Annotated in this window: 19 protein-coding genes and 1 pseudogene; 7 read left to right on the forward strand and 13 right to left on the reverse strand. The window is 64.0% G+C overall.

What is annotated here, in order from left to right; genetic code table 11:
* Window positions 1-138 precede the first annotated feature (138 nt).
* The gene (locus JQ624_RS21630) at window positions 139-1,371 is read right to left on the reverse strand and encodes an acyl-CoA dehydrogenase family protein (RefSeq protein WP_212420926.1); all 1,233 of its coding nucleotides are present in this window, start codon (window positions 1,369-1,371) and stop codon (window positions 139-141) included.
* Between the two features lie 109 nt (window positions 1,372-1,480).
* Here JQ624_RS21630 and JQ624_RS21635 point away from each other — a divergent pair, with 109 nt between their 5' ends.
* Window positions 1,481-2,383: an alpha/beta fold hydrolase gene (locus tag JQ624_RS21635; protein WP_212420927.1), complete on the forward strand. Its 903-nt coding sequence runs from the start codon at window positions 1,481-1,483 to the stop codon at window positions 2,381-2,383.
* A gap of 102 nt (window positions 2,384-2,485) precedes the next feature.
* On the opposite strand, the gene JQ624_RS21640 is transcribed toward JQ624_RS21635, so the two are convergent.
* Window positions 2,486-2,932, reverse strand: coding sequence for a nucleoside deaminase (locus tag JQ624_RS21640; RefSeq protein ID WP_247517706.1), 447 nt, complete (start codon window positions 2,930-2,932; stop codon window positions 2,486-2,488).
* A 165-nt stretch (window positions 2,933-3,097) separates the two neighbouring features.
* On the opposite strand from JQ624_RS21640, the gene JQ624_RS21645 reads away from it, so the two are divergent.
* Together JQ624_RS21645 and rsmD are read left to right on the forward strand one after the other, a co-directional pair.
* Window positions 3,098-5,290 carry a pseudouridine synthase gene (locus JQ624_RS21645; protein ID WP_212420929.1) on the forward strand — a complete coding sequence of 731 codons (2,193 nt, stop codon included), beginning with the start codon at window positions 3,098-3,100 and terminating at the stop codon, window positions 5,288-5,290.
* A 7-nt stretch (window positions 5,291-5,297) separates the two neighbouring features.
* The gene (gene rsmD / locus JQ624_RS21650) at window positions 5,298-5,870 is read left to right on the forward strand and encodes a 16S rRNA (guanine(966)-N(2))-methyltransferase RsmD (protein WP_212420930.1); all 573 of its coding nucleotides are present in this window, start codon (window positions 5,298-5,300) and stop codon (window positions 5,868-5,870) included.
* Window positions 5,871-5,937: 67 nt separating this feature from the next.
* Here rsmD and mutL read toward each other — a convergent pair whose 3' ends face one another.
* Window positions 5,938-7,749: a DNA mismatch repair endonuclease MutL gene (mutL, locus tag JQ624_RS21655; protein ID WP_212420931.1), complete on the reverse strand. Its 1,812-nt coding sequence runs from the start codon at window positions 7,747-7,749 to the stop codon at window positions 5,938-5,940.
* Window positions 7,750-7,972: 223 nt separating this feature from the next.
* Between mutL and JQ624_RS21660 the strand changes: the two genes are divergently transcribed.
* Window positions 7,973-8,287 (forward strand): ribbon-helix-helix domain-containing protein, encoded by a 315-nt coding sequence (locus JQ624_RS21660; RefSeq protein WP_212420932.1) that lies wholly within the window; start codon window positions 7,973-7,975, stop codon window positions 8,285-8,287.
* A 69-nt stretch (window positions 8,288-8,356) separates the two neighbouring features.
* Here the strand turns inward: JQ624_RS21660 and JQ624_RS21665 are convergent, their stop codons facing one another.
* From JQ624_RS21665 to JQ624_RS21680, 4 genes are read right to left on the reverse strand one after another with little or no spacing between them, the layout of a single operon-like run.
* The gene (locus JQ624_RS21665; RefSeq protein ID WP_212420933.1) at window positions 8,357-9,925 is read right to left on the reverse strand and encodes a GMC family oxidoreductase; all 1,569 of its coding nucleotides are present in this window, start codon (window positions 9,923-9,925) and stop codon (window positions 8,357-8,359) included.
* A gap of 38 nt (window positions 9,926-9,963) precedes the next feature.
* Entirely contained in the window at window positions 9,964-10,512 is a 549-nt protein-coding gene (locus tag JQ624_RS21670; protein WP_212420934.1) for a gluconate 2-dehydrogenase subunit 3 family protein, read from the reverse strand.
* Window positions 10,513-10,547: 35 nt separating this feature from the next.
* Window positions 10,548-10,943 carry a VOC family protein gene (locus JQ624_RS21675; RefSeq protein ID WP_212420935.1) on the reverse strand — a complete coding sequence of 132 codons (396 nt, stop codon included), beginning with the start codon at window positions 10,941-10,943 and terminating at the stop codon, window positions 10,548-10,550.
* On the reverse strand, window positions 10,944-11,264 hold the full coding sequence (locus tag JQ624_RS21680) for a c-type cytochrome (RefSeq protein ID WP_212421063.1): 321 nt from the start codon (window positions 11,262-11,264) through the stop codon (window positions 10,944-10,946).
* Between the two features lie 625 nt (window positions 11,265-11,889).
* Here JQ624_RS21680 and JQ624_RS21685 point away from each other — a divergent pair.
* The 3 genes from JQ624_RS21685 (at window position 11,890) to JQ624_RS21695 (ending at window position 13,102) form a co-directional block, all read left to right on the forward strand.
* Entirely contained in the window at window positions 11,890-12,183 is a 294-nt protein-coding gene (locus JQ624_RS21685; RefSeq protein WP_212420936.1) for a hypothetical protein, read from the forward strand.
* A gap of 182 nt (window positions 12,184-12,365) precedes the next feature.
* Window positions 12,366-12,572, forward strand: a complete 207-nt coding sequence (locus JQ624_RS21690) for a DUF2892 domain-containing protein (RefSeq protein ID WP_212420937.1) — start codon at window positions 12,366-12,368, stop codon at window positions 12,570-12,572.
* On the forward strand, window positions 12,569-13,102 hold the full coding sequence (locus JQ624_RS21695; protein ID WP_212420938.1) for an RNA polymerase sigma factor: 534 nt from the start codon (window positions 12,569-12,571) through the stop codon (window positions 13,100-13,102). The genes JQ624_RS21690 and JQ624_RS21695 overlap by 4 nt, the downstream gene beginning before the upstream one ends.
* Before the next feature lie 102 nt (window positions 13,103-13,204).
* On the opposite strand, the gene arfB is transcribed toward JQ624_RS21695, so the two are convergent.
* The 6 genes and pseudogenes from arfB to ileS all read right to left on the reverse strand — a co-directional run.
* Entirely contained in the window at window positions 13,205-13,624 is a 420-nt protein-coding gene (arfB, locus tag JQ624_RS21700) for an alternative ribosome rescue aminoacyl-tRNA hydrolase ArfB (RefSeq protein ID WP_212421064.1), read from the reverse strand.
* Window positions 13,625-13,791: 167 nt separating this feature from the next.
* On the reverse strand, window positions 13,792-15,162 hold the full coding sequence (locus tag JQ624_RS21705; protein ID WP_409334354.1) for a M16 family metallopeptidase: 1,371 nt from the start codon (window positions 15,160-15,162) through the stop codon (window positions 13,792-13,794).
* Entirely contained in the window at window positions 15,159-16,547 is a 1,389-nt protein-coding gene (locus JQ624_RS21710; protein WP_409334358.1) for a M16 family metallopeptidase, read from the reverse strand. The genes JQ624_RS21705 and JQ624_RS21710 overlap by 4 nt, the downstream gene beginning before the upstream one ends.
* Window positions 16,548-16,710: 163 nt before the next feature.
* The gene (locus JQ624_RS21715) at window positions 16,711-17,424 is read right to left on the reverse strand and encodes a hypothetical protein (protein ID WP_212420941.1); all 714 of its coding nucleotides are present in this window, start codon (window positions 17,422-17,424) and stop codon (window positions 16,711-16,713) included.
* A gap of 93 nt (window positions 17,425-17,517) precedes the next feature.
* Window positions 17,518-18,036: a signal peptidase II gene (gene lspA, locus JQ624_RS21720; protein ID WP_312014464.1), complete on the reverse strand. Its 519-nt coding sequence runs from the start codon at window positions 18,034-18,036 to the stop codon at window positions 17,518-17,520.
* 525 nt (window positions 18,037-18,561) lie between these two features.
* A pseudogene (gene ileS / locus JQ624_RS21725) lies at window positions 18,562-21,546 on the reverse strand (isoleucine--tRNA ligase); the annotation flags it as partial.
* Window positions 21,547-21,622: the final 76 nt, after the last annotated feature.

A 21,622-nucleotide genomic window follows, 5' to 3' on the forward strand; every position in this document is an offset into this window, starting at 1 on the left:
CGGCGGACAAGCCGCTTCACTCGCAACGACACCGATCGCAATCGCGTAGGTGGGCAAAGCGAAGCGTGCCCACCGCGGCGATCTCAGTCCGCAATGGTGGGCACGGCGCTTCGCGCCTTTGCCCATCCTACGTAGTCGTCAAAGCAGATCCCCGCCTGCGGCGCTCGCGGTGGTGCCGTGCTCGCGGAACGCCTTGATGACGTTCTTGCCGATCCGCCACTTGTGTACTTCATCGGGACCGTCGACCAGCCGCTGCGCGCGCACCTGGGTGTACCATTTGGCGAGCGGCGTATCCTGGCTGAAGCCAAGCGCACCGTGGAGCTGGATCGCGGTGTCGATCACCTTGTGCACCATGTGCGCATGGAAGATCTTTGCGATCGAGTTCTCCTGCCGGATATCGAGGCCCTTTTCCGCCTTGTAGGCAATGTGCAGCAGCATCAGGCGACCGATATAGAGTTCGCTGGCGCAATCGGCGAGCATGAACTGCACCGCCTGCCGGTCGGCGAGCAATTGGCCGAAGGTCGAGCGCTTGGTGACATGGGCTGCCGCCATGTCGAGCGCGCGTTGCGCCTTGGCGACGTTGTGCATGCCGTGACGCAGGCGGCCATAGGCGAGGCGGTGCTGGCCCATGGCAAAGCCGTTGCCTTCGCCGCCGACCAGATTGTCGGCCGGCACCTTCAGATCCCTGATCTCGATTTCGGAGTGGCCGCCGTGCAGCACGTCGTCATGCGGTCCCTCGATCGCCATGTTGGCGACGTTGCGCTTGATCTTGTAGCCGGGGTTCGGCAGCTCGACGAGGAAGGTGGAATACTGCTTGTGACGCGGTGCGTTCGGATCGGTCTTGGCCATGACCAGCGCCATGTCGGCGACACTGGCCGAGGAGGAAAACCACTTCTCGCCGTTCAGGATGTAGTTCTCGTTGCCGTCCTTCACCGCCGTGGTCTGCATGCCGGTCGCGTCGGCGCCGGCGGCCTTTTCCGTCATCGAGAAGCAGATGCGCTTGTCGCCGTTGAGCAGCGGTTTGAGGAACTTCTCCTTCTGATATTCCGTGCCATGGGCAAGGATCGTCATCATCGATGCGTCGTCGGGCCCTTGCGTGTTCATCGACAGCGCGCCCAGCATGCTCTCGCCGAGCTCCATCTGCACCAGTGCGTTGGCCAGCGGACCGAGGCCCATGCCGCCATATTCCTTCGGCACCCACGGGCACCACAGGCCGCGCGCACGGGCCTTTGCCCGCAGCGGGCCGAGCACCTCGGCGAGCGGCTTGGTGTCGAGTTCCTTCTCCGCGGGGATGCACTCGTCGTGCACCCATTGGCGGACTTTTTCGCGGATCGCCTTGGCTTCGGCCGGGATTTCGAAATCGATCGACATCGCTGGTTTCCTCGGTTCTTGTTCCTGTTGGTCAGGCTTGAGGAATGGCATAAACCTGCGTTTCTCCAGCGGCAACGGCAAACAAAGTTTGAAGCAGCAAGGAGCGTCCATGCCCGATCTTGCCGATCTGTTTCCCGGATACGCCTCCGAATGGATCAACACCTCGTCGGGCCGCATCTTTGCCCGCGTCGGCGGCAAGGGGCCGCCGCTGTTGCTGCTGCATGGATTCTCGTCGACGCATGTGATGTGGCACCTGGTCGCGCCGCAGCTTGCAGACCAGTTCACGCTGATCATCGCAGACCTGCCGGGCTATGGCTGGTCGGATATGCCTCGCAGCGACGAGAACCACACGCCCTATACCAAGCGTGCGATGGCGAAGGTCATGGTGGAGGCGATGGAGCAGCTCGGCCATGTGCATTTCGCGCTCGCCGGTCACGACCGTGGCGGGCGCGTGTCGTATCGGCTGGCGCTCGATCATCCCGGCCGGCTATCGAAACTCGCTGTGCTCGATATCGCGCCGACTTATGATTACTGGGAGAAGCTGAACCGGCTCTCGGCGCTGAAGATCTACCATTGGGCGTTTCTGGCGCAGCCGTACCCGTTGCCGGAGACGCTGATCTCCGACCATGGCGAGTTTTTTCTCAAGCAGAAGATGGCGAGCCAGACGAAGACGAATACGCTCGACGCGATCGATCCGCGCGCGCTGGAACATTATCTGGCGCCATTCCGCGATCCCGCCCGCGTGCACGCGATGTGCGAGGATTACCGCGCCGGCGCCTATGCCGACTACGAGATCGACAAGGCGGATTTCGATGCTGGCAACAGGATCACGCTTCCGATGCTGGCGCTGTGGGGCGATGCCGGGGTCGCGAAGGCTGCGGCGACGACGCTGGATACGTGGAAGAAGTGGGCGACGAATGTAAGCGGTGCGCCGGTGGATTCCGGGCATTTTCTCACCGAGGAGAATCCGGAAGTGACGGCGAAATTGTTGAGGGAGTTTTTCCTGGCGTAGTTTTCCGTCATTGCGAGGAGCGAAGCGACGAAGCAATCCATCTATCCGTTATGCCGCGCGATGGATTGCTTCGCTTCGCTCGCAATGACAGTGGAGGGAGCGTCACCGCCTCACCTTGAAAAACTCCTTGAGCAGCGTCGCCGCTTCGGTTTCCCCGACGGCCGAATAAACCTCCGGCACGTGGTGGCAGGTCGGCTGGGCAAAGAACCGCACGCCGGAATCCACCGCGCCGCCCTTGGGATCGGCGGCGCCGTAGTAGAGCCGCCGGATCCGGGCGAAGGAGATCGCGCCGGCGCACATCGTGCAGGGCTCCAGCGTGACGTAGAGGTCGCAATCGACCAGCCGCTCGGTCCCGATGGCCTCGGCCGCCTGCCGGATCGCCAGGATTTCGGCGTGCGCAGTCGGATCGCGGTCGGTCAGCGTCCGGTTGCCGGCCGTGGCGATCACCTCGTAACCCCTGACGATTACGCATCCGATCGGAACTTCGCCGGCTTTTCCGGCGTTTTCGGCCGTTTTCAGCGCCAAATCCATGAAAGAAGGGACAGTCATGCCTCGTATCATCGGAAGAAACCTGCTAAGAGAGCCGCCTTCAGCAAACGCGGATACCGGTTTTGCGTGAGAATGCGCCTTGAGCAGAGTGCGCGCGCGTTATCGCTATGACAGCCCATCCGCATAAGTCTGATAGCCATTTCATCTGTACCCGAGAGACCATTCATGCCCCGCGATAGCGACAAAAACAACGATTCCCGCGGCCGGCGTGACCGTCCCGGCGGCGGCACGGGCCGCGCCGGCGGTGGCAAGGGCGGCGCCGGCGGTGGCAAGGGCCGCTCCGGGGCGGCGAGGGGGCCTGAGAAGAAGTTCGCCAAGCGCGGTTTTGCCGGAAAGGGTGAAGGCGACGGCGAGCGGCGCCCCTATGCCGGGAAGTCCGACGGCGCGAAGTCGTTTGGCAAGAAGCCCTATTCCGGTGGCGGAAAACCTTACGCCGGCAAGCGCGACGGCGACGATCGCCCGCCGCGCCGGGACTTTGGCGACGCGCCGCGTCCGCGCGGCGATCGGCCATTTGCTGGCCGTCCGCCACGCGGTGACGACGGTGAAAAGCGTTCGTTCAAGCCGCGTGAAGATCGTGGCGGTGGCGACAAGCGCCCGTACACGCCGCGCGGTGACCGTCCGAATTTCAATCGCGACGACCGACCGCCGCGCCGGGATCGCAAGGGCGACCCTGGGGATCGCGACGATGCACGCCCGGCAGGACGCTTTTCCGACAGGAAATTCGGCGACAAGAAGCCCTATACCCCGCGAGAGGGCGGCGGCGAGAAGCGGCCCTACACGCCGCGCGGCGAAGGTTTTCGTAAAGATGGCGACCGTCCGCGTGGCGATCGGCCCTTCAGCGCCCGGCCGTCGCGCGATGGCGATCGCCCCCGCGGTGATCGGCCTGAGAGAAAATTTGGCGGTGACAAGAAGTTCTCGCGTGGTGCACCCGACCGGGGGCCGCGAAAGGATTTTGGTGACCGTCCCGATCGTGGTCGGGACCGCGGCGATTCAAAGCCGTGGCAGAAGCGCGAGGATCGCGGCGAGCGCGATTCCCGTCCCGCCCGTGACGGTGCGCGCAATTTCAACAAGTCGCGCTTTGACCGGCCGCGCGACGACCGCGGCGGCGAGGAACGTCCGCGCTTCTCGCGTTCGCGTGAAGATCGCCCGAAATTCGACCGTCCCCGTCAGCGCCCCGAAGGCCGCACCGACTGGCAGGAGCATCCGCGCAGTGAAGCCGGTGACGATCGGCCGCGTCGCGAGAACGAGGACGACAGCAAGATTTTTGCAAAACGTCCGGCGTTCGGCGGCCGTGGCGCTTACCGTGAGCGCCAGCCTGAATTCGACAAGCGCGCGCCGCAGCCGCCACGCGTCAAGAAATCCGGCGAGCGCATCGCCAAGGTGGTCGCCCGTGCCGGCCTCGCCTCGCGCCGCGATGCCGAGGAATGGATCACGCAGGGCCGCGTCACCGTCAACGGCCGCGTCATCAATTCACCGGCGCTCGACGTCACCGCCAACGACACCATCGCCGTCGACGGCAAGCCGTTGCCGCCGCGCGAACGCACGCGGCTGTTCATGTTTCACAAGCCGCGCGGCCTGATGACCACGCATGCCGACCCCGAGGGGCGGCCGACCGTGTTCGACAATCTACCGGAAGGCCTGCCACGGCTGATCTCGATCGGTCGGCTCGATTTCAATACCGAAGGCTTGCTGCTGCTGACCAACGATGGCGGGCTGGCGCGTGCGCTCGAACTGCCCGACACCGGCTGGCTGCGGCGCTATCGTGTCCGCGCCCATGGCGAGGTCACGCAGGCACAGCTCGACGAACTGAAGAAGGGCGTCGAGGTCGACGGCGTCAAATACGGCTCGATCGACGCGACGCTGGAGCGCGACCAGGGCGCCAATGTCTGGCTGGTGTTTGCGATCCGCGAAGGCAAGAACCGCGAGGTCCGCAACGTCATGGCCCATCTCGGCCTCGAGGTGAACCGGCTGATCCGCGTCTCCTACGGACCGTTCCAGCTCGGCGAACTCGCCGAGGGGCAGGTCGAGGAGGTCAAGACGCGGGTCCTGCGCGAGCAGCTCGGCGAAAAGATCGCAACGCTTGCGGGTGCCGATTTCAACCGGCCGATGCCGGGTGAAAAATCGGACGAAAAGTCTGACGACGAAGAGGCCGAAGCGCCGCGTGGCAAGAAGCCGTTCAAGCCGGCCGGGAAAAGCGCGCTGATCGCCGACCGCAAGGGCCGCCGCGTGCTGGTGCAGCGCACCGGCAGCGAGGAGGCCCGCGCCCGCAACGAGGAAGAGGCCAACGGCTATGGCCCGCCGCGCCGCGCCAAGCGCGGCTATCACGGCAAGCGCGATCTGACGCCGCGGGACGAGTAGTTGGGCCATGCGTGTCGTCGGTGGACGATTGAAAGGCCGTAATCTGGCTTCGCCCTCCTCGCAGGCGATCCGTCCGACGGCGGATCGCTTGCGCGAGTCCGTGTTCAACATCCTGATTCACGCCTATGACAATCCGATCGAAGGCGCGCGCGTGCTCGACCTGTTCGCCGGCACCGGCGCACTCGGCATCGAGGCGGTGTCGCGCGGGGCGGCGTTCACGCTGTTCGTCGACAATGGCGCCGAAGCGCGTGCGCTGTTGCGCAACAATGTCGAGGCGCTCGGGCTCGGCGGGGTGACGAAAGTCTATCGCCGCGATGCCACCAATCTCGGTCCTGCGCATCCGATGGAGCCGTTCTCGCTCGCCTTTCTCGATCCACCCTACGGCAAGGGTCTCGCAGAGAAGGCGCTGGCCTCGCTGCGCGACGGTGGCTGGCTGACGCCGGGGGCGCTATTGGTGGTGGAAGAGGCGAAGGCGGCGGCGTTTGCGGCGTCGGATGGTTTCGAGGAGTTGGAACGCCGCGCGTATGACGATACGGAGTTTGTGTTTTTAAGATTTGTAGGGCGGATTAGCGAAGCGTAATCCGCCGCTTTCGCGCAAGTATCGGTGGGTTACGCCTTCGCTAACCCACCCTACGATTCCCGCGATTTCACCTTCGCCCGAATAGTTTCTCGATATCGCTCAGCTTCAATTCCACATAGGTCGGCCGGCCGTGGTTGCACTGGCCGGAATTCGGCGTGTCTTCCATCTCGCGCAGTAGCGCGTTCATCTCTTCCGGCTTGAGGCGGCGGCCGGCGCGGACCGAGCCGTGGCAGGCCATGGTGGCCGCGACATGCATCAGGCGCCGCTCCAGCGGCAACGCCTCGTCCCATTCGGCCATGTGCTCGGCGAGGTCGCGCAGCAGCGCCGCCGCGTTGGTCTTGCCGAGCAGCGACGGCGTCTCGCGCACCGCGACTGCGCCGGGGCCGAAGGATTCGATCGCCAGTCCAAACGATGCCAGTTCGTCGGCGCGTGCGAGCAGTTTTTCCACAGTGGCTTCGTCAAGCTCGACGATCTCGGGGATCAGCAATATCTGCCGCTGCACGCCATTCTTGGCCAGCGACGCCTTCAGCTTCTCATAGACGATACGCTCATGCGCGGCGTGCTGGTCTACAACGATCAGGCCGTCGCGGGTCTGCGACACAATGTAGGTCTCGTGGATCTGTGTCCGCGCCGCGCCGAGCGGACGGTCGATCAGGTCGGCGGAGGGGTGCGCCTCGAAGCGCACGTCGGCGGTCGGTGTGCCGACATCGAAGGCGGCCTGATCAGCTTCGGCGAGCGCAGATGCGAGCGAGCCTCCGAATGAAGGCGCGGGGCTCACCGGATAGGCCGGCGAACTTCGCCAGTCCCAGTTGGTCGGGCGCGGCGCAAACGATGGACGGAACGCCGACAGCGCCGCGCCGTCTGTATTGGCGGCGGTACGCCGGCCCTCGCGGGCGAGGCCGTCCTTCAGCGCGTGCACGATCAGTGCGCGAACGAGGCCGGCGTTGCGAAACCGCACTTCGGTCTTGGCCGGATGCACATTGGCATCGACTTCCTGCGGATCCGTCGTCACGAACAGCGCGACCACGGGATGGCGGTCGCGCGGCAGGTAATCCGAATAGGCCGCGCGCACCGCGCCGAGGATCAGCTTGTCGCGGACCGGGCGGCCGTTGACGAAGAGATATTGCCCGAGCGCGTTGGCGCGGGTTAGCGAGGGGGCTGCAGCGAAGCCTTCGACCACGACGCCTTCGCGCTCGACGCGCACTTCGATGGCGCTCGAACGAAAATCGCTGCCCAGGATATCGCCAAGCCGCGTCAGCCGGCCTGCGGCGCCGGGCAGCGCCGCGGCCCAGGTCGCCGGCGCGCGTTCCTCGCCGGCCAGCGTAAAGGCGATATCGGGCCGCGCCATCGCCAGCCGCCGCACCACTTCGCGGATCGCTTCGGCCTCGGTGCGGTCGGTCTTGAGGAATTTCAGCCGGGCGGGCGTCGCGTAAAAGAGATCGCTGACTTCGACGCGGGTGCCTTGCGACAGCGCGGCCGGCATGATCGCTGACTTCACGCCGCCTTCGACCGACAGCGACCAGGCATGCGGCTCGCTGGCGTGGCGCGTGGTGATGCCGAGCTTTGCCACCGCGCCGATCGAGGGCAGGGCCTCGCCGCGAAAGCCCAGCGTTCGAATGCGCAGCAAATCCTCGTCATCGAGCTTGGAGGTGGCGTGGCGGTCGACGGCGAGCGTGAGGTCGCCGTGGGTCATGCCGCTGCCATCATCGGTGATGCCGATCCGCCGCCTGCCGCCGCCATCGGTGAAAATGTCCACCCGGCTGGCACCGGCATCGATGGCGTTTTCGACCAGTTCCTTCACCACGCTCGCAGGACGTTCGACCACCTCGCCGGCGGCGATGCGGTTGACAACCTGTTCGGGGAGCTGGCGGACGGGCATGGGCAAGGCTTGAACGTCGATTCGAGGCTGGACTGCCATTGTAGGCGCCCGGGACGGCAAATGCATGGGAAGAAGCCGAAACAGCGCCCGGCTGGGGATGAAGGTAGACTATCGCCTTGAAGATGCTGAGGTTCGCTCTCGGCGGGTCGCAGGGACTGGGATTGTGAGGTCGCGTGGTCAGGTATATCATTTAGAAAAATTATAATCTGACGGGAGGAACGCCATGTGCCATCTGTTCGCGCATCAGCCCCAACGCGACTATGAATCGCAGACCCGATCACTGCGGATGGGCGGCCATTGCACCTCGATCCGGCTGGAAATGTTGTTCTGGGACACGCTGGAGGAGATAGCAGCGAAAGAGGGGATGAGCCTTGCAAAGTTCCTTACCACGCTGCACGACGAGGTCCTCGACCACCACGGCGAGGTCAAGAATTTTGCCTCGCTGTTGCGCTGCTCCTGCCTGATCTATCGCGCCAAGGCCGCTGTCGAGCCGGAGTTTCGTGGCAGCGCCGCCGTCATTCTCGACGCGGCCGAATAGGTTCCCGTTCGATCGACAAGGAAAAGCGGCTCGGTCCATCGAGGACCGAGCCGCTCCCGTTTGTGCGAACTAGATCTCCTTGCGCTGCATCGCGCCGGCAATGTGGTCCGCCTGCCGGATCGCCAGCGAGACGATCGTCAGCGTCGGATTGCAGGCGGCACCGCTGGTGAACTGGCTGCCGTCAGAGATGAACAGGTTCTTGACGTCGTGGGTCTGACCGAACTTGTTCACCACGCCATCCCGCGGTTTCTCGCTCATACGGTTGGTGCCGAGGTTATGCGTGCTCGGATAGGGCGGCGTCGGATAGGTCACGGTGGCGCCGACGGCCTCGTAGACGGCGGCGCCCTGCTTGTAGGCGTGACCGCGCATCGCGACGTCGTTGGGATGATCGTCGAAATGCACGCTAGCCACCGGCATGCCGAACTTGTCCTTGGCCTTCGGATCCAGCGTGATGCGGTTGGTTTCCTGCGGCATGTCCTCGCCGACCAGCCACATGCCGGCCATGCGCGGATAGGACTCCATCGCGCTTGTGAAGGAGCGTCCCCATGCGCCGGGGTTCAGGAATGCCGCCATGAAGGGCACGCCGACCGACAGCGTCTCCATCTCATAACCGCCGACGAAGCCGCGTTTGGGGTCGTTCTTCGCTTCGTCGCGAATGATGCCGGCCATGGTAGTGCCGCGATACATGTGCACCGACTTCTCGAACGCCGCGTACACGCTGCCGGTCATGTGCCGCATGTAGTTGCGGCCGACCTGCCCGGACGAGTTGGCAAGGCCGTCCGGGAACATGGTCGAGGCGCTGTTGAGCAATAGCCGTGGGCTCTCGATCGAGTTGCCCGCGACCGCGACCACGCGCGCCTTCTGGCGCTGCATCGCGCCGCTCTGGTCGGCATAGACCACGCCTGTCACCTTGCCGGACGCGTCGTGCTCGATCTTGATCACCATGCTGTTGGGGCGCACCTCGAGATTGCCGGTGGCCTCGCCCTTGGGGATTTCGGTATAGAGCGTCGACCATTTCGCCCCCGACTTGCAGCCCTGGAAGCAGAAGCCGATCTGCTGGCAGGCCCCGCGCCCGTCGCGGGGCTCGCTGTTGATCGCCATGTTGCCGGTGTGCACGGTCTTGTAGCCGAGCTTCTTCGCGCCGGCTTCCAGCACCTTGAAATTGTTGTTGCCGGGCAGCCCCGGAATGCCGTTGGTGCGGGTGACGCCCATCTTGTCCTCGGCCTTGGCGTACCACGGCTCCATCTCGGCGAGCGTGATCGGCCAATCCTGCAGATTGGCGCCGGGTATGCCGCCGTAGGTGCTCTTGACCTTGAACTCGTGCTCGTCGAAGCGCAGTGACGCGCCGGCCCAATGCGTTGTCGAGCCGCCGACCGCCTTGACGATCCATGCAGGCAGGTTGGCGAAGTCCTTGGCGACACGCCAGCTTCCTGATGTGGTGCGCATGTCCGACCAGGCGAGCTGGGTAAAGCTCTCCCATTCGTCGTTGACGAAGTCCTGGAGCTCGATGCGCGAGCCGGCTTCAAGGATCACGACCTTGACGCCCTTTTGCGCAAGCTCATTGCCGAGCGTTCCGCCGCCGGCACCGGAGCCGACGATCACGACCACGCCGCTGTCATTCAGATCGAATTTTGCCATGTTGAATTCCTCCCTGACTGTTCGTTGCCTGAGGCGCTTTAAGCCTTCGGGAGCCAGTCGATGTCGGCGAAGCCGCGCTTGATGTAGCCGCCGTACTCGGCGGAGGAGCCCTCGTAGCCGAACTTCGGCCAGAGCTCTTTCTGGTTGTAGAGGGAGACGACGAGATCGCCGCGGACCTTCTGGAAGAAGGCGGTCTGCTCGATGCGCTGCAGCAGCGCGACGCGATCATTTTCCCACGCCACCTGGGCGTAAGGCACCTTGTGGCGATCGTTGGCCTCCTGATCCAGACGCGCGACGCCGTCATTGATCAGCGACTTTGTGGCCGGATCTTTCGCCGCCTTGCCGTCCCACGGCTTGATCGCGGTGATGTAGTAGCTGTCGCCCAGGAAATCGTGCGGATAGATATCGCGCGCCATCTTCACCAATGTCTTCAGCGTCGCCGGCGTCAGCGTGGTGGCGTCGTCGGCCCAGGCGTCGCTGACAGTAAGGCCCGCACTTGTCGCGATGGCGACGGTTGGTACGGCCGTTGCTGCGCCCTTAAGAAAGACGCGGCGGTCGTATTTGCTTCGACGATCGACTTCTCTCATGGGTGTGTCCTCCATTGAACGTTTGTTGATTGCGATTAACCGAAGCGGCCGCCACGCTGGATCACTTCGATCTTGTAACCGTCGGGGTCGGCGACGAAGAAGAAGCGCGCCAGCGTCCTGCCGTCATGCTTGAAGTCGCGCAACGGCCCGGGCGACAGGTGTTCCCGCTCAAACCGCGCGTGTTCGGCGTCGACATCATCGACCACGACAGCGAGGTGGCCGTAGCCGTCGCCCAGCGAGTAGGGCTCCTTGCGATCGTAGTTGACGGTCAGTTCGACCTCGAACGGCGAGGAGGGATGACGCAGATAGATCAACGCGAAATCCGCAAACTTGAGATGGTCGGCAACTTCTAGGCCGAAGGCGCGTGCGTAGAAATCGAGCGATTTTGCCTCGTCGAATACGCGGATCATCGAGTGAGCGGGTTTGGCCATTCAGTTCAGCTCCTTGAGATAGGCGATAATGGCAGCACGGGTCTCGGGCTTCGGCTGGCGATAGGCCATCACGGAGCCGGGAATCATGCCCTGCGGATTGGCCAAGTAGGCGTCGAGCCTGGCGTCGTCCCAGACGAAGTCCGCGTTGCCGAAACCCGGCGAGTAATGGAAGCCATCCGACTTGCCTGCCTGCCTGCCGATGACCTTGAACAGGGACGGCCCTTGCCGGACCGGGTCGGATCGATTTGTGGTGTGACAGGTCGCGCATTGTTGCTTGAACAGTGTCGCGCCATCCGACGGCTTGGCAGAGGGCAGCGGCATCTGCGCTCCCGCCATCGGGATGACAAGCATCGCGCCGCAAAATCCAAGCCCGATTGCCCGTGTCGCGCGCTGCCTTGTCATATGCGTCACCGTTGCTATGAGCGGACTTTAGGTCGCGCCAAACAGGCGGTGGTAGTAGCGGGCTGTTTCACTGCAGAACAAAAAGGGGGACGTGCTTTGGATCGAACAGGTCCCGACGTCGTCGATCGCAACTGCGAGAAGATGATGGCCGGGCGATATCCGCGAAAGCGTTACGACCCGCATTCATCGCGCACGCGTGATAATCCGTGAATATCTGCTTTCGCGATTGAGGTCGCCTGTCCAAAACCGTTCCGAGTTCATTACTGCGGAACCCCATCGGCAAATGTTAAGTCAAAAGGTGTTTTCGCGGAAATCTTGTGAAGATCATCGTCTCGGCGCGGTGAACTGCCGCATATGCGGTCGGTCCGTGGCCAAGGATTCGCAAAATGACCCCGAAATCCCTGCACGATCACCACACCGCGCGGCTTGCATGGCGCGCGCGCCGTTCGCGAAACGACTGATCCGGCGATGAGCATGTTCGGGTGTCGAACGGCGCCTGAAGTCACCGAGCCGTTCATCGCCAACCAGAAATTGGGAGAATTGGATGAAGCTAGTGAAAACCTCGGCGATCGCGGTTGCAATCTCGGCCCTGCTTGCCGGTCCGGTACTGGCGCAAGGCGCCTCATCCGACACGCAGATCCGCGGCGGCGCGAGAGGCACGACCCAGATGCAGGGCGGCGCGTCGGGCAGCATGGACGAGGACGCCACCGCACCGGCGGGCGCCGCCAGGGCCGGCGCGAAGACCGGCATGAAGGGCACTGTCGGCGCCGGCAGCGGCGCGCCCCACGGAGCTGCCAAGACCACGGGCGGGGCTACCGCTCCTACGACCGGCCGATAAGCGCCTCCAGGAAGAAACCCGCCTCCTCCGTCGGGTTGCTCTCCAAACAGAACTCCGGTTGCCATGGGCGACCGGAGTTTTTTTGTGTCTTGGCCCGAGCGCCGCGAACCGAAAGCCCGGCTGGACGGCTCTATCTGACGAGAACGCGGTGAAGTTCTCTCGCTGAATCAAAGGGAGCTGTTATGTTTTATCGCAAGAATTTGCCGGGCTGGGAGCGGGCGATGCGGTCGGTCGGGGGTGTCGCGATGATCGCGTACGGGCTGCTCGGCATGCTCGGCACGATGGCCGGCTATCTGATCGCGGGCACTGGTGCGGTTGCGATTCTGACCGGCTTTTTCGGCTTTTGCCCGATGTGCGCCATGGTCGGCCGGAAGCTTCCTTCGCCATGACCGCGCTGGCCGGGGCAACGCGTTGCGACCCCTCGCTGGTCGAGGCCGCCCGCCGCGGCGACGCCGATGCGCTGGTGTCGCTGATCGCGGCGGCCCAGCCGGACATCCGCCGCTATGCCGCGCGCAACTGCCGCGCGGCCGACATCGACGATGCCGTTCAGGAAACGCTGTTGCTGCTGTACCGGCGGGTCGGCACGTTGCGCGCGGTGACGTCGTTCTCGGCGTGGCTATTTGCGGTGGCGCGCCGTGCCTGCCTTCGACTGCTGCGCCGGTCGGCGGGAATGGATGACGCTTCGGCCGACGATGCGGAAATGCGCCTGGCGCATCTCGCGCCCGAGGACATTCGCATCGACCTTTCCCGCGCCATCCAGTCGCTGCCCGATCATTATCGCGAGGTGATCTTGCTGCGCGATATCGAGGAATTGTCGATCGATGAGATCGCTGAGATTCTCGCCCTGACGCGCGAAAGCGTCAAGGCGCGCATTCACCGCGCGCGGTTGATGATCCGGGAATATCTGATCCGGGATTGAAGGGAGAGCGTTTTCAGACGAAGCATGCCCTCGGACTTGATCCGTGGGTGGATACCGGTTCGCGTCAAGAAAACGCGCCAATCAAAAGATCGGCGGCAGCCCTCAGTCGTCGAAGCGCGCGGTGTTGCGCTTCGCCTTGATGTCGCTGCGGCGCTTCTTGCCTTCCAGCCGCCGTTGCTTCGAGCCGAAGGTCGGCTTGGTGGCGCGCCGCGGTATCGGCCTTACCATGGCTTCGCGCAGTATTTCGAGCAGGCGGTCAATGGCGTCGGCGCGGTTGCGCTCCTGGGTGCGGAAGCGCTGGGCGTGGATCACGATCACGCCGTCCTTGGTCATGCGCTGGCCGGCAATCCGGTTCAGCCGCAGGGCCGCGTCCTCCGGCAGCGTGATCTTCCGCGTGTCGAAGCGGAGCTGCGCGGCTGTCGCGAGCTTGTTGACGTTCTGCCCGCCCGGGCCGGAGGCGCGGACGAAGCCGATCTCGATATCGTTTTCGTCAATCGTGAGGTCGCGGGAAACCCGCAGCATGGCAGCCCCGAAAGTCGTCATGCCCGGGCTTTCCCGGGCATCTACGTCTTATCAGTGTCTAAAGAGAAAAACACGTGGATGGCCGGGAGCGCAGACAAGTTCAAGTTTACGTAGTCTGCGCAAGGCAGACTACCGTGCCCGGCCATGAGACGGCGAAGGGCGGAAGTCTAGTTCGCCTTTGGCGGTGCCGCCACCGGCTGGGCGGCGGCCTGCGGGGCGCGGCCGACGATCACGGTGAGCAGGCCCTGGCCCCATAGCTGCTTCGCGACCTTCCTGGCGTCGTCGAGCGTCACGGCGTCGACGAGCGCGTTGCGCTTCTCGATGTAGTCGATCGGCAGCTTGTCGAGCTGGTACTGCAGCAGCGCCTGGGCGAGCTTCGAGGAGGTATCGAGCGCCAGCATCTGCGAGCCCTTGAGGTAGGACTTGGCCTCGTCCAGTTCCTTCTGGGTTGGGCCTTCCTCGGCCATGCGGCGGATTTCCTTCTCGATCGCGTCGACGGTTTCGCCGGCGCGGTCGGCGCGGGTGCCGGTATTGCCGATGAACAGGGCGGAGCGATCCATCCAGAGCAGGGATTCATAGACCGAATAGGCCAGGCCGCGCTTTTCGCGCACCTCCTTGTAGAGCCGCGACGACAATCCGCCGCCGCCGAGGATGTGGTTCACGACATAGCCGGCCATGAAATTCGGATCGTGGCGGCGAATACCGGGGCCGCCGAACGTCACCACGGTCTGCGGCACGTCGAGCGGCACGAACGCGCGCTGCGGCGGCCGGGTGGCCTCGACCTCGGCGATCGCCGTCAGGCTGGCCTTGGCCGGCAATCCGCCGAATGTCTTGTCCAGGAGCTTGCCGAGCGTGTCGGCATCGACATCGCCGACCACCGCGATGCGCAACGCATCCCTGGCGATCACGCGGCGGACGTAATCCTTCATGTCGGCGACGTCGATCTTCGGCACGCTGTCGAGCGTGCCGTTGCCCTGCCTGCCATAGGGATGATCGCCGAAGGCCAATTCCAGAAATTTGCGGCTCGCCAGCGAGGTCGGGTTGGTGGTGTCGCGGCGCAACCCGGAGAGCACCTGTGCGCGAATGCGCTCGACGTCGGTGGTGTCGAAATGCGGCGAGGTCAGCGCCAGATGCAACAGATCGAAAGCCTCGTCCTTGTTGTCCTTGAGCATGCGGAGCGAGCCGCGGAAATAATCCCGGGTCGAGGAGAAGCTCAACTCGATGGCGCGCCGCTCGAGGCGCTCGTGAAAGGTTTTGGAATCGAAATCGCCGGAGCCCTCGTCGAGCAGGCCGGCGACCAGGTTGCCGACGCCGGATTTGCCTGATGGGTCCTGGGCGGCGCCGCCGCTGAAGGCATATTCCATCGCGATCAGGGGCACGGTGGCGTCCTGCACGAACCACGCCTCGATGCCTCCGGGCGAGACCAGCCGCTGGATCTTTGTTGCGGCGTGCGACGGCATCGCCGCCAGCGACAGCAGCACGGCGCCGGCGATCAGGCCGGATGCGAGGCGCTGCGCGCCTATCGAAAAACGGATCACGAGCGCTTCTCCTCGCGTTTCGGCGCGGCATCCTTGATCAGGTAGCCGGTCACCGAGCGTTTGTTGTCGAGCCATTTCTGCGCGGCGTCGCGGACCTGTTCGGCGGTAACGGCGCGAATCCGGTCCGGCCAGCTCCTGATATCGTCGATGGAAAGCCCCGTGGTCAGCGCGCCGCCATACCAGCGCGCCAGCGTGGCCTGATTGTCTTGGGCGTAGATCGCTTCCGCAATCAACTGGGTCTTGACCCGCTCGAGATCCTCGGCGCGGGCGGGATTCTGGATAACGTCGGCAATCACGCCGTCGATCGCCCGCTCGATCTGCGAAAACTCCACGCCGGGCTTTGGCGAAACCGAGATGGAGAACTGCGAGGGATCCAGCGAAGTGCCCTGGTAACCGGCGCCGGCGCTGATCGCGAGCGGACGGTCGATCACCAGCGCGCGGTAGAGATAGGAGTTGGAGCCGCCGCCCATCAATTGCGCGAGCACGTCGAGCGCGGGGCCTTCGCCGGCCGCAGCCGTCGTGGAGGAGGGGACGAGATAATAGCGCCGCAGGCTGGTCTGTTCGACGCGCGGATCGGACAGCGTCACCGTGCGCGGCGCGGCGGGCACCGGCTCCTGCGGGCGGACGCGATGCGCTGAAATCGCCGGCTGCGCCGGGATGCCGGAATAGGCCTTTTCCACCATCGGGCGGACTTCCTTGGCGTCGACGTCGCCCGCGATCACCAGGATTGCGTTGTTCGGCGCGTAGAAGCGCTTGTAGAACGCCAATGCGTCCTCGCGGTCGAGCTTCTCGATCTCCTGGCGCCAGCCGATCACGGGGCGGCCATAGGGATGGTTGAGATACAGCGCCGCCATGATCTGCTCGGTCAACCGCGCATCCGGATTGTTGGCGACGCGCATGTTGAACTCCTCGAGCACGACGTCGCGCTCGGGCAGCACGTTCTCATCCTTGAGAATGAGGCCGGTCATGCGGTCGGCCTCGAACTCCATCATTTTCGCCAGTTGCTCGCGCGGCACGCGCTGGAAATAGCCGGTGTAGTCGAGCGAGGTGAAGGCGTTTTCGTTGCCGCCGATCCGCAGCACGGTCTGGGAAAATTCACCGGCGGGATGTTTGGCCGTCCCCTTGAACATCAGATGTTCGAGGAAGTGCGCCAGTCCCGATTTACCCGGCGTCTCGTCGGCGGAGCCGACCTTGTACCAGATCATCTGCGTGACGACGGGCGTGCGGTGATCCGGGATCACGACCACCTGCAGGCCGTTGTCGAGGGTGAAGCTGGCGGGACGTTCCGACGTGACCGTGGTCTGGGCGGATGCGCTGCCGGCGGAGAAAGCGAACGTCGAGATGAGGGCTGCAACGAAACAGGCGGCAAAACGGTGTGAGGACATCATGACCTATCTGGCGCGTATGCCGCAAAACGAGTGACCGGTCCTGCGATAGGAATTCGCGCAAACGTTAGAAGTAACCCGACAAAGCCGTTCGGGATCAAGCCACGGCATCGTACACCGCGGCGGTACCAACAATCGTCACGATGGCGAGAGATCAGCTTAACTAATCGCCATACTTGCCCTGGGCCGGGTTGTATTCCTTGTTGAGCGATTCCCTCGGCCCGGTGCCGTAGGCATAGTTCGGCGACGGCGTCTGGTAGCCCGGCGGAGGCTGGGTCAGCGAGTCCCGTGTCGGCTCGCCCTTGAAGGGGGCCGTCTCGCTCTTGTTGCCGCCGAACAGGCCGCTGAAGCCACCGGTATAGCCGAGCTGCGACGGGCTCAGCATCGGATTGTTGTTCGAGGTGCCGGGCTGCACCGGATCGTTGTCCTTGCGCGCGGGCGCCGCGGTCTTGCCCACCGCGAGTTCGGCCGGCGTCAGGATGCGGGCCGCTTCGCGCGGGTCCTTGTTATCTTTCTTGCGCGCCGCGATGGCGGCCTTGCGGCGCTGCTCGTCGGGATCCTTTGGCCAGTTCGGCGCCTGCACTTCGGCCGCGGTCGCAGCCGGCGGCGGCAAATCGAGCTTGGGAGGAACCACCAAGGGGGAACGCTCGCGGTACGCGATGCCGCGGTTTTCCATGTTGGTGCCGCCAACGCCGCGCATGATGCCTTCGATGATCTTTTCCTCGAAGGTCCTGTCGTCCTCGTCCTCGTCATCGGCCGCGCGCACGGGGCCGGCGGCCATTACGAGGCCTATGCTGAGGGCAATGGCGGCAAACCGCAGGGCCCGGCTCAGCGAGCTGGTCTGCAGCATAAAGAAGCGGGCTTCGGTCTCGCGCATCGCGCTGTTCCCATTCACAATTTCCGCAACGTGCGGGGGCCGGCCTTGAGGAGCGCAATAGCCCCATACCGCAGGGGTTCGTATCGGCCGGGATCAGGGCGCTTTTGCGGCGGGTACCCCCAGGAAGGAGTCATACAATAGGCCCGCTACCCCGGCAACAATGGCCGCATCCGCCAGGTTAAACACGTACCAATTGAAGGTTTTTCCCCCGATCTCGATATGGAACAGGGCGAAATCGACCACCGCGCCATGCAGGAAGCGGTCGATGCCGTTGCCGACCGCCCCACCGATGATCAGGCCGAGCGCCAGCGTCGCCAGGAGCGTGCTGGAGCGCGCCATCCAGATCCCCAGCACGATCACGGCAATCGCCTTGATCGCCATCAGCGCGACCTGGGCGAGCTCATTATCGGTCTGGAACCAGCCAAAGCTGATCCCGACGTTCCAGGCCAGCACCAGGTCGAAGAACGGCGTGACCCTAACCGCACCGCGTTGGGCGAGCTCGAACACGTAGAGCAGCCAGAGCTTTGAGGCCTGATCGATCACCAGCGTGACGATCGCGGCAATCGCGCCGGCGCGAAGGTAAGGGGTTCGCAGGCGTTCGAGGCCAGACACTTATCTGGCCTTCTTTTTCTTCTTTTTTGCCTTGGTCGTCGGCGGCTTCCTTCCCGGCTTCCTGGCCGTTTTTTTCTTCTTTGCCTTCTTGGTCACCGTCTTTGCAGCCGCCTTCTTGGCCCGCTTCGTTGCCGAAGAAGCTTTTTTGGATTTGGCAGCCTTCCTGGTCCTGGCTTTCTTGGTTATGGCTTTCTTAGCTTTAGCCTTCTTGGCCTTGGCCTTTTTGGCCTTGGGCTTCTTGGCGTCGGGCTTTTCGGCTTCAATGGCTTTCTCGGCTTCGACAGCCTTCCTGGCCGCTGCGACCTTCCTGGCTTTGACCGGTCTCTCGGCTTCCCCAGCCTGCGTGCCTTCCGAAGCCTTCCTGGCCCTGGCTTTCTTGTCAGGCAAGGCAGCCGTTACGTTTCCCGAACCGGCTTGCTCAGGCGTTTCCATGGTTTGCTGCTCTTGTTCGACGTGTTGCGTCTGGATCAGCCCGACAGGCTCGGCGGGCGCTTCGACCGCATCAACCGGTTTCTCGCCTTCGGTAAGCGCCTTCCATTCGCGCAAGGCCTGCGCATCGCGCGGGGAGACGTCGGGATACTCGGCGTCTTCACCGACGGTCGGCAGGATCTTCCACGACCGGGCGCATTTGGTGCCCACTGCCTTCTCGACCACGACGGCGACACCAGGCACGTCGGGGAGGGTGAATGCGCTGGCGGGCGCGTCGTCGTTGGTCGCCATCGCGTTCGAGGTGATGCAGACTTCGGCCAGATCGACGTCGAACAGCGTGTTGAAGATGTTCTTGTCCGACACATAGACCAGCGGCGAAGCCTCCAGCGAGGAGCCGATGTTCTTGGCGGCGCGTTCGAGCTCGAGCGCACCGGTGACCACGCGCCTGACGTCGCGGATGGTTTCCCACTTCGTGGCGAGCGCATCGTCGCGGAATTGGTCAAAACCTTCCGGGAACAGCGTCAGGTGCACCGACGGCTCGGCGTGCGGCCTGTACATCCGCCACGCCTCTTCGCAGGTGAAGCTGAGCACCGGCGCCAGCCAGCGCAGGATCGCATCGCAGATGATGTCGATCGCGGTCAGCGCCGCCTTGCGCGTGACCGAGGACGGCGGATCGCAATAGAGCGCGTCCTTGCGGATATCGAAATAGAACGCCGACAATTCGGTATTCATGAACGCCGCCAGCGTCGCGACCACCGTCTTGTAGTCGAACTCGGCATAGGCCTGGCGCACGATGGAGGCGCGTTTCGCCAGCTCGTGCAGCATCAAGCGTTCCAGCTCGGGCATGTCGGCATGGGCGACCGCATCGGCAGGATCGAAATGATGCAGCGTGCCGAGCATCCAGCGGATCGAGTTGCGCAGCTTGCGGTAGGTTTCGATGGTGTTCTTGAGGATCTCCGGTCCGATGCGCTGGTCGTCGGCATAGTCGGTGGCGCAGACCCAGAGGCGGAGAATATCCGCGCCAGAATCCTTCATCACCTTCTGCGGCTCGACGGTGTTGCCGAGTGATTTCGACATCTTGCGGCCGTTCTCGTCCAGCGTGAAGCCGTGGGTGAGCACCACGTCATACGGCGCGCGGCCGCGGGTGCCGGCGCTTTCCAGCAGCGAGGAATGAAACCAGCCGCGATGCTGGTCCGATCCTTCCAGATACATCACGGTATCGTCGCCGCCATCGATCTTGCGGACGATGTTGCCGAGATTGGGAAAGTTCTGACGGTCTTCCAGCACGAAGGCGTGGGTCGAACCCGAATCGAACCAGACGTCGCAGATATCGTCGACTTTCTTCCATTCCTCAGCCGAGCGCGACCCAAGGAAGCGCTCGCGCGCGCCGTCCATGTACCAGGCGTCGGCGCCTTCCTCCATGAAAGCTTCGACGATGCGCTGATTGACGATTTCGTCCTGCAGGATTTCGGCGGAGCCATCGCCCTTCTCGCGCACGAACACGGCGATCGGCACGCCCCAGGCGCGCTGGCGCGAGATCACCCAGTCCGGGCGGCCGGCGATCATGCCGTTGATGCGGTTTTGTCCTGCGGGCGGCACCCATTGCGTCACCGAGATCGCATGCAGCGCGCGGGCGCGCAGCGTGTCGCCGGGCTTCGCCTTGCCGTCAACGGCGATGTCCTTGTCCATCGCGATGAACCATTGCGGCGTGTTGCGGAAGATCACCGGCTTCTTCGAGCGCCAGGAATGCGGGTATTGATGCTTGAGCCGGCCGCGCGCCAGAAGCCTGCCGGCCTCGACCAGCGCCTTGATCACGGCCTCGTTGGCGTCGCCTTTTTCGCCCTTGTCGTTGATCACGCGCTTGCCCGTAAAGCCCGGGGCATGGTCGGTGAAGGCGCCGTTCTCGTCGACGGTGTAGGGGATGGCGGTATTGATGCCGCGCGGCTCCAGCTCGCGCGCATTCGCCATCCAGACGTCGAAGTCCTCGCGGCCGTGGCCGGGCGCGGTGTGGACGAAGCCGGTACCGGTGTCGTCGGTGACATGGTCGCCGGGCAACAGCGGCACCGTGAATTCGTATCCGCCGCCGAAGCCTCGCAACGGGTGAGCGCATTCCACCGCGTCGAGCGTATCGGCCGGTATATCGCGCACCTTCTCATAGGCCGTGACGCGCGCCTGTTTGAACACTTCCCCTGCGAGCGCATCGGCGAGGATCAGGAGATCGCCGGTCTTTGCCCAATTGTCTGACGGCGCATCGGTGACCTTGTAGAGGCCATAGGCGATCTTCGGCGAGAACGAGATGGCGCGGTTACCGGGCAGCGTCCACGGTGTCGTGGTCCAGATCACGACGGAAGCCTCGGCCAGCGCGCCATGCGCCGGCGAGGCGACCGGAAATTTCACCCACACCATGTCGGAGGTGTAGTCCTCGTATTCGACCTCAGCTTCGGCCAGCGCAGTCTTCTCGACCACGCTCCACATCACGGGCTTGGAGCCGCGATAGAGCGTTCCGTTGGCGGCGAACTTCATCAGCTCGCGCGCGATCTGCGCTTCGGCCGGATAGCTCATGGTGGCGTAGGGGTGATCCCAGTCGCCGATGATGCCGAGCCGCTTGAACTCCTCGCGCTGGACGTTGAGCCAGTGCGTCGCATAGGCGCGGCATTCTTTCCGGAACGCCACCATCGCGGTGGAGTCGCGGAAGTCCGGCTTCGGCTTGCCCTTGGAGCGGTAGTTCTCTTCCTCGATCTTCCATTCGATCGGCAGGCCGTGACAGTCCCAGCCCGGCACGTAGTTGGAATCGAAGCCCAGCATCTGCTGGCTCTTGGTGACGACGTCCTTGAGGATCTTGTTGAGGGCGTGTCCGATATGGATGTTGCCGTTGGCGTAGGGCGGCCCGTCATGCAGCACGAATTTGGCGCGGCCGGCGGCGTCCTTTCGTAGCTTTTCGTAGAGGTCGATCTCGTTCCAGTATTTGAGGATTTCCGGCTCGCGCTGGGGCAGGCCGGCGCGCATCGGGAATTCCGTCTGCGGCAGGAACAGGGTTTTTGAATAGTCGGGGACGTCGGACTTTTGCGGATTTTGGGACATGAACGCTCTGGTTTGGCTCGTAAACGGCGCGAGAGGCGCTGAGGAATAGCGGGTGAACAGGAAAATCCCGGTCTTG

It is taken from the genome of Bradyrhizobium sp. AUGA SZCCT0283, from assembly GCF_018130385.1.
GTDB lineage: Bacteria > Pseudomonadota > Alphaproteobacteria > Rhizobiales > Xanthobacteraceae > Bradyrhizobium.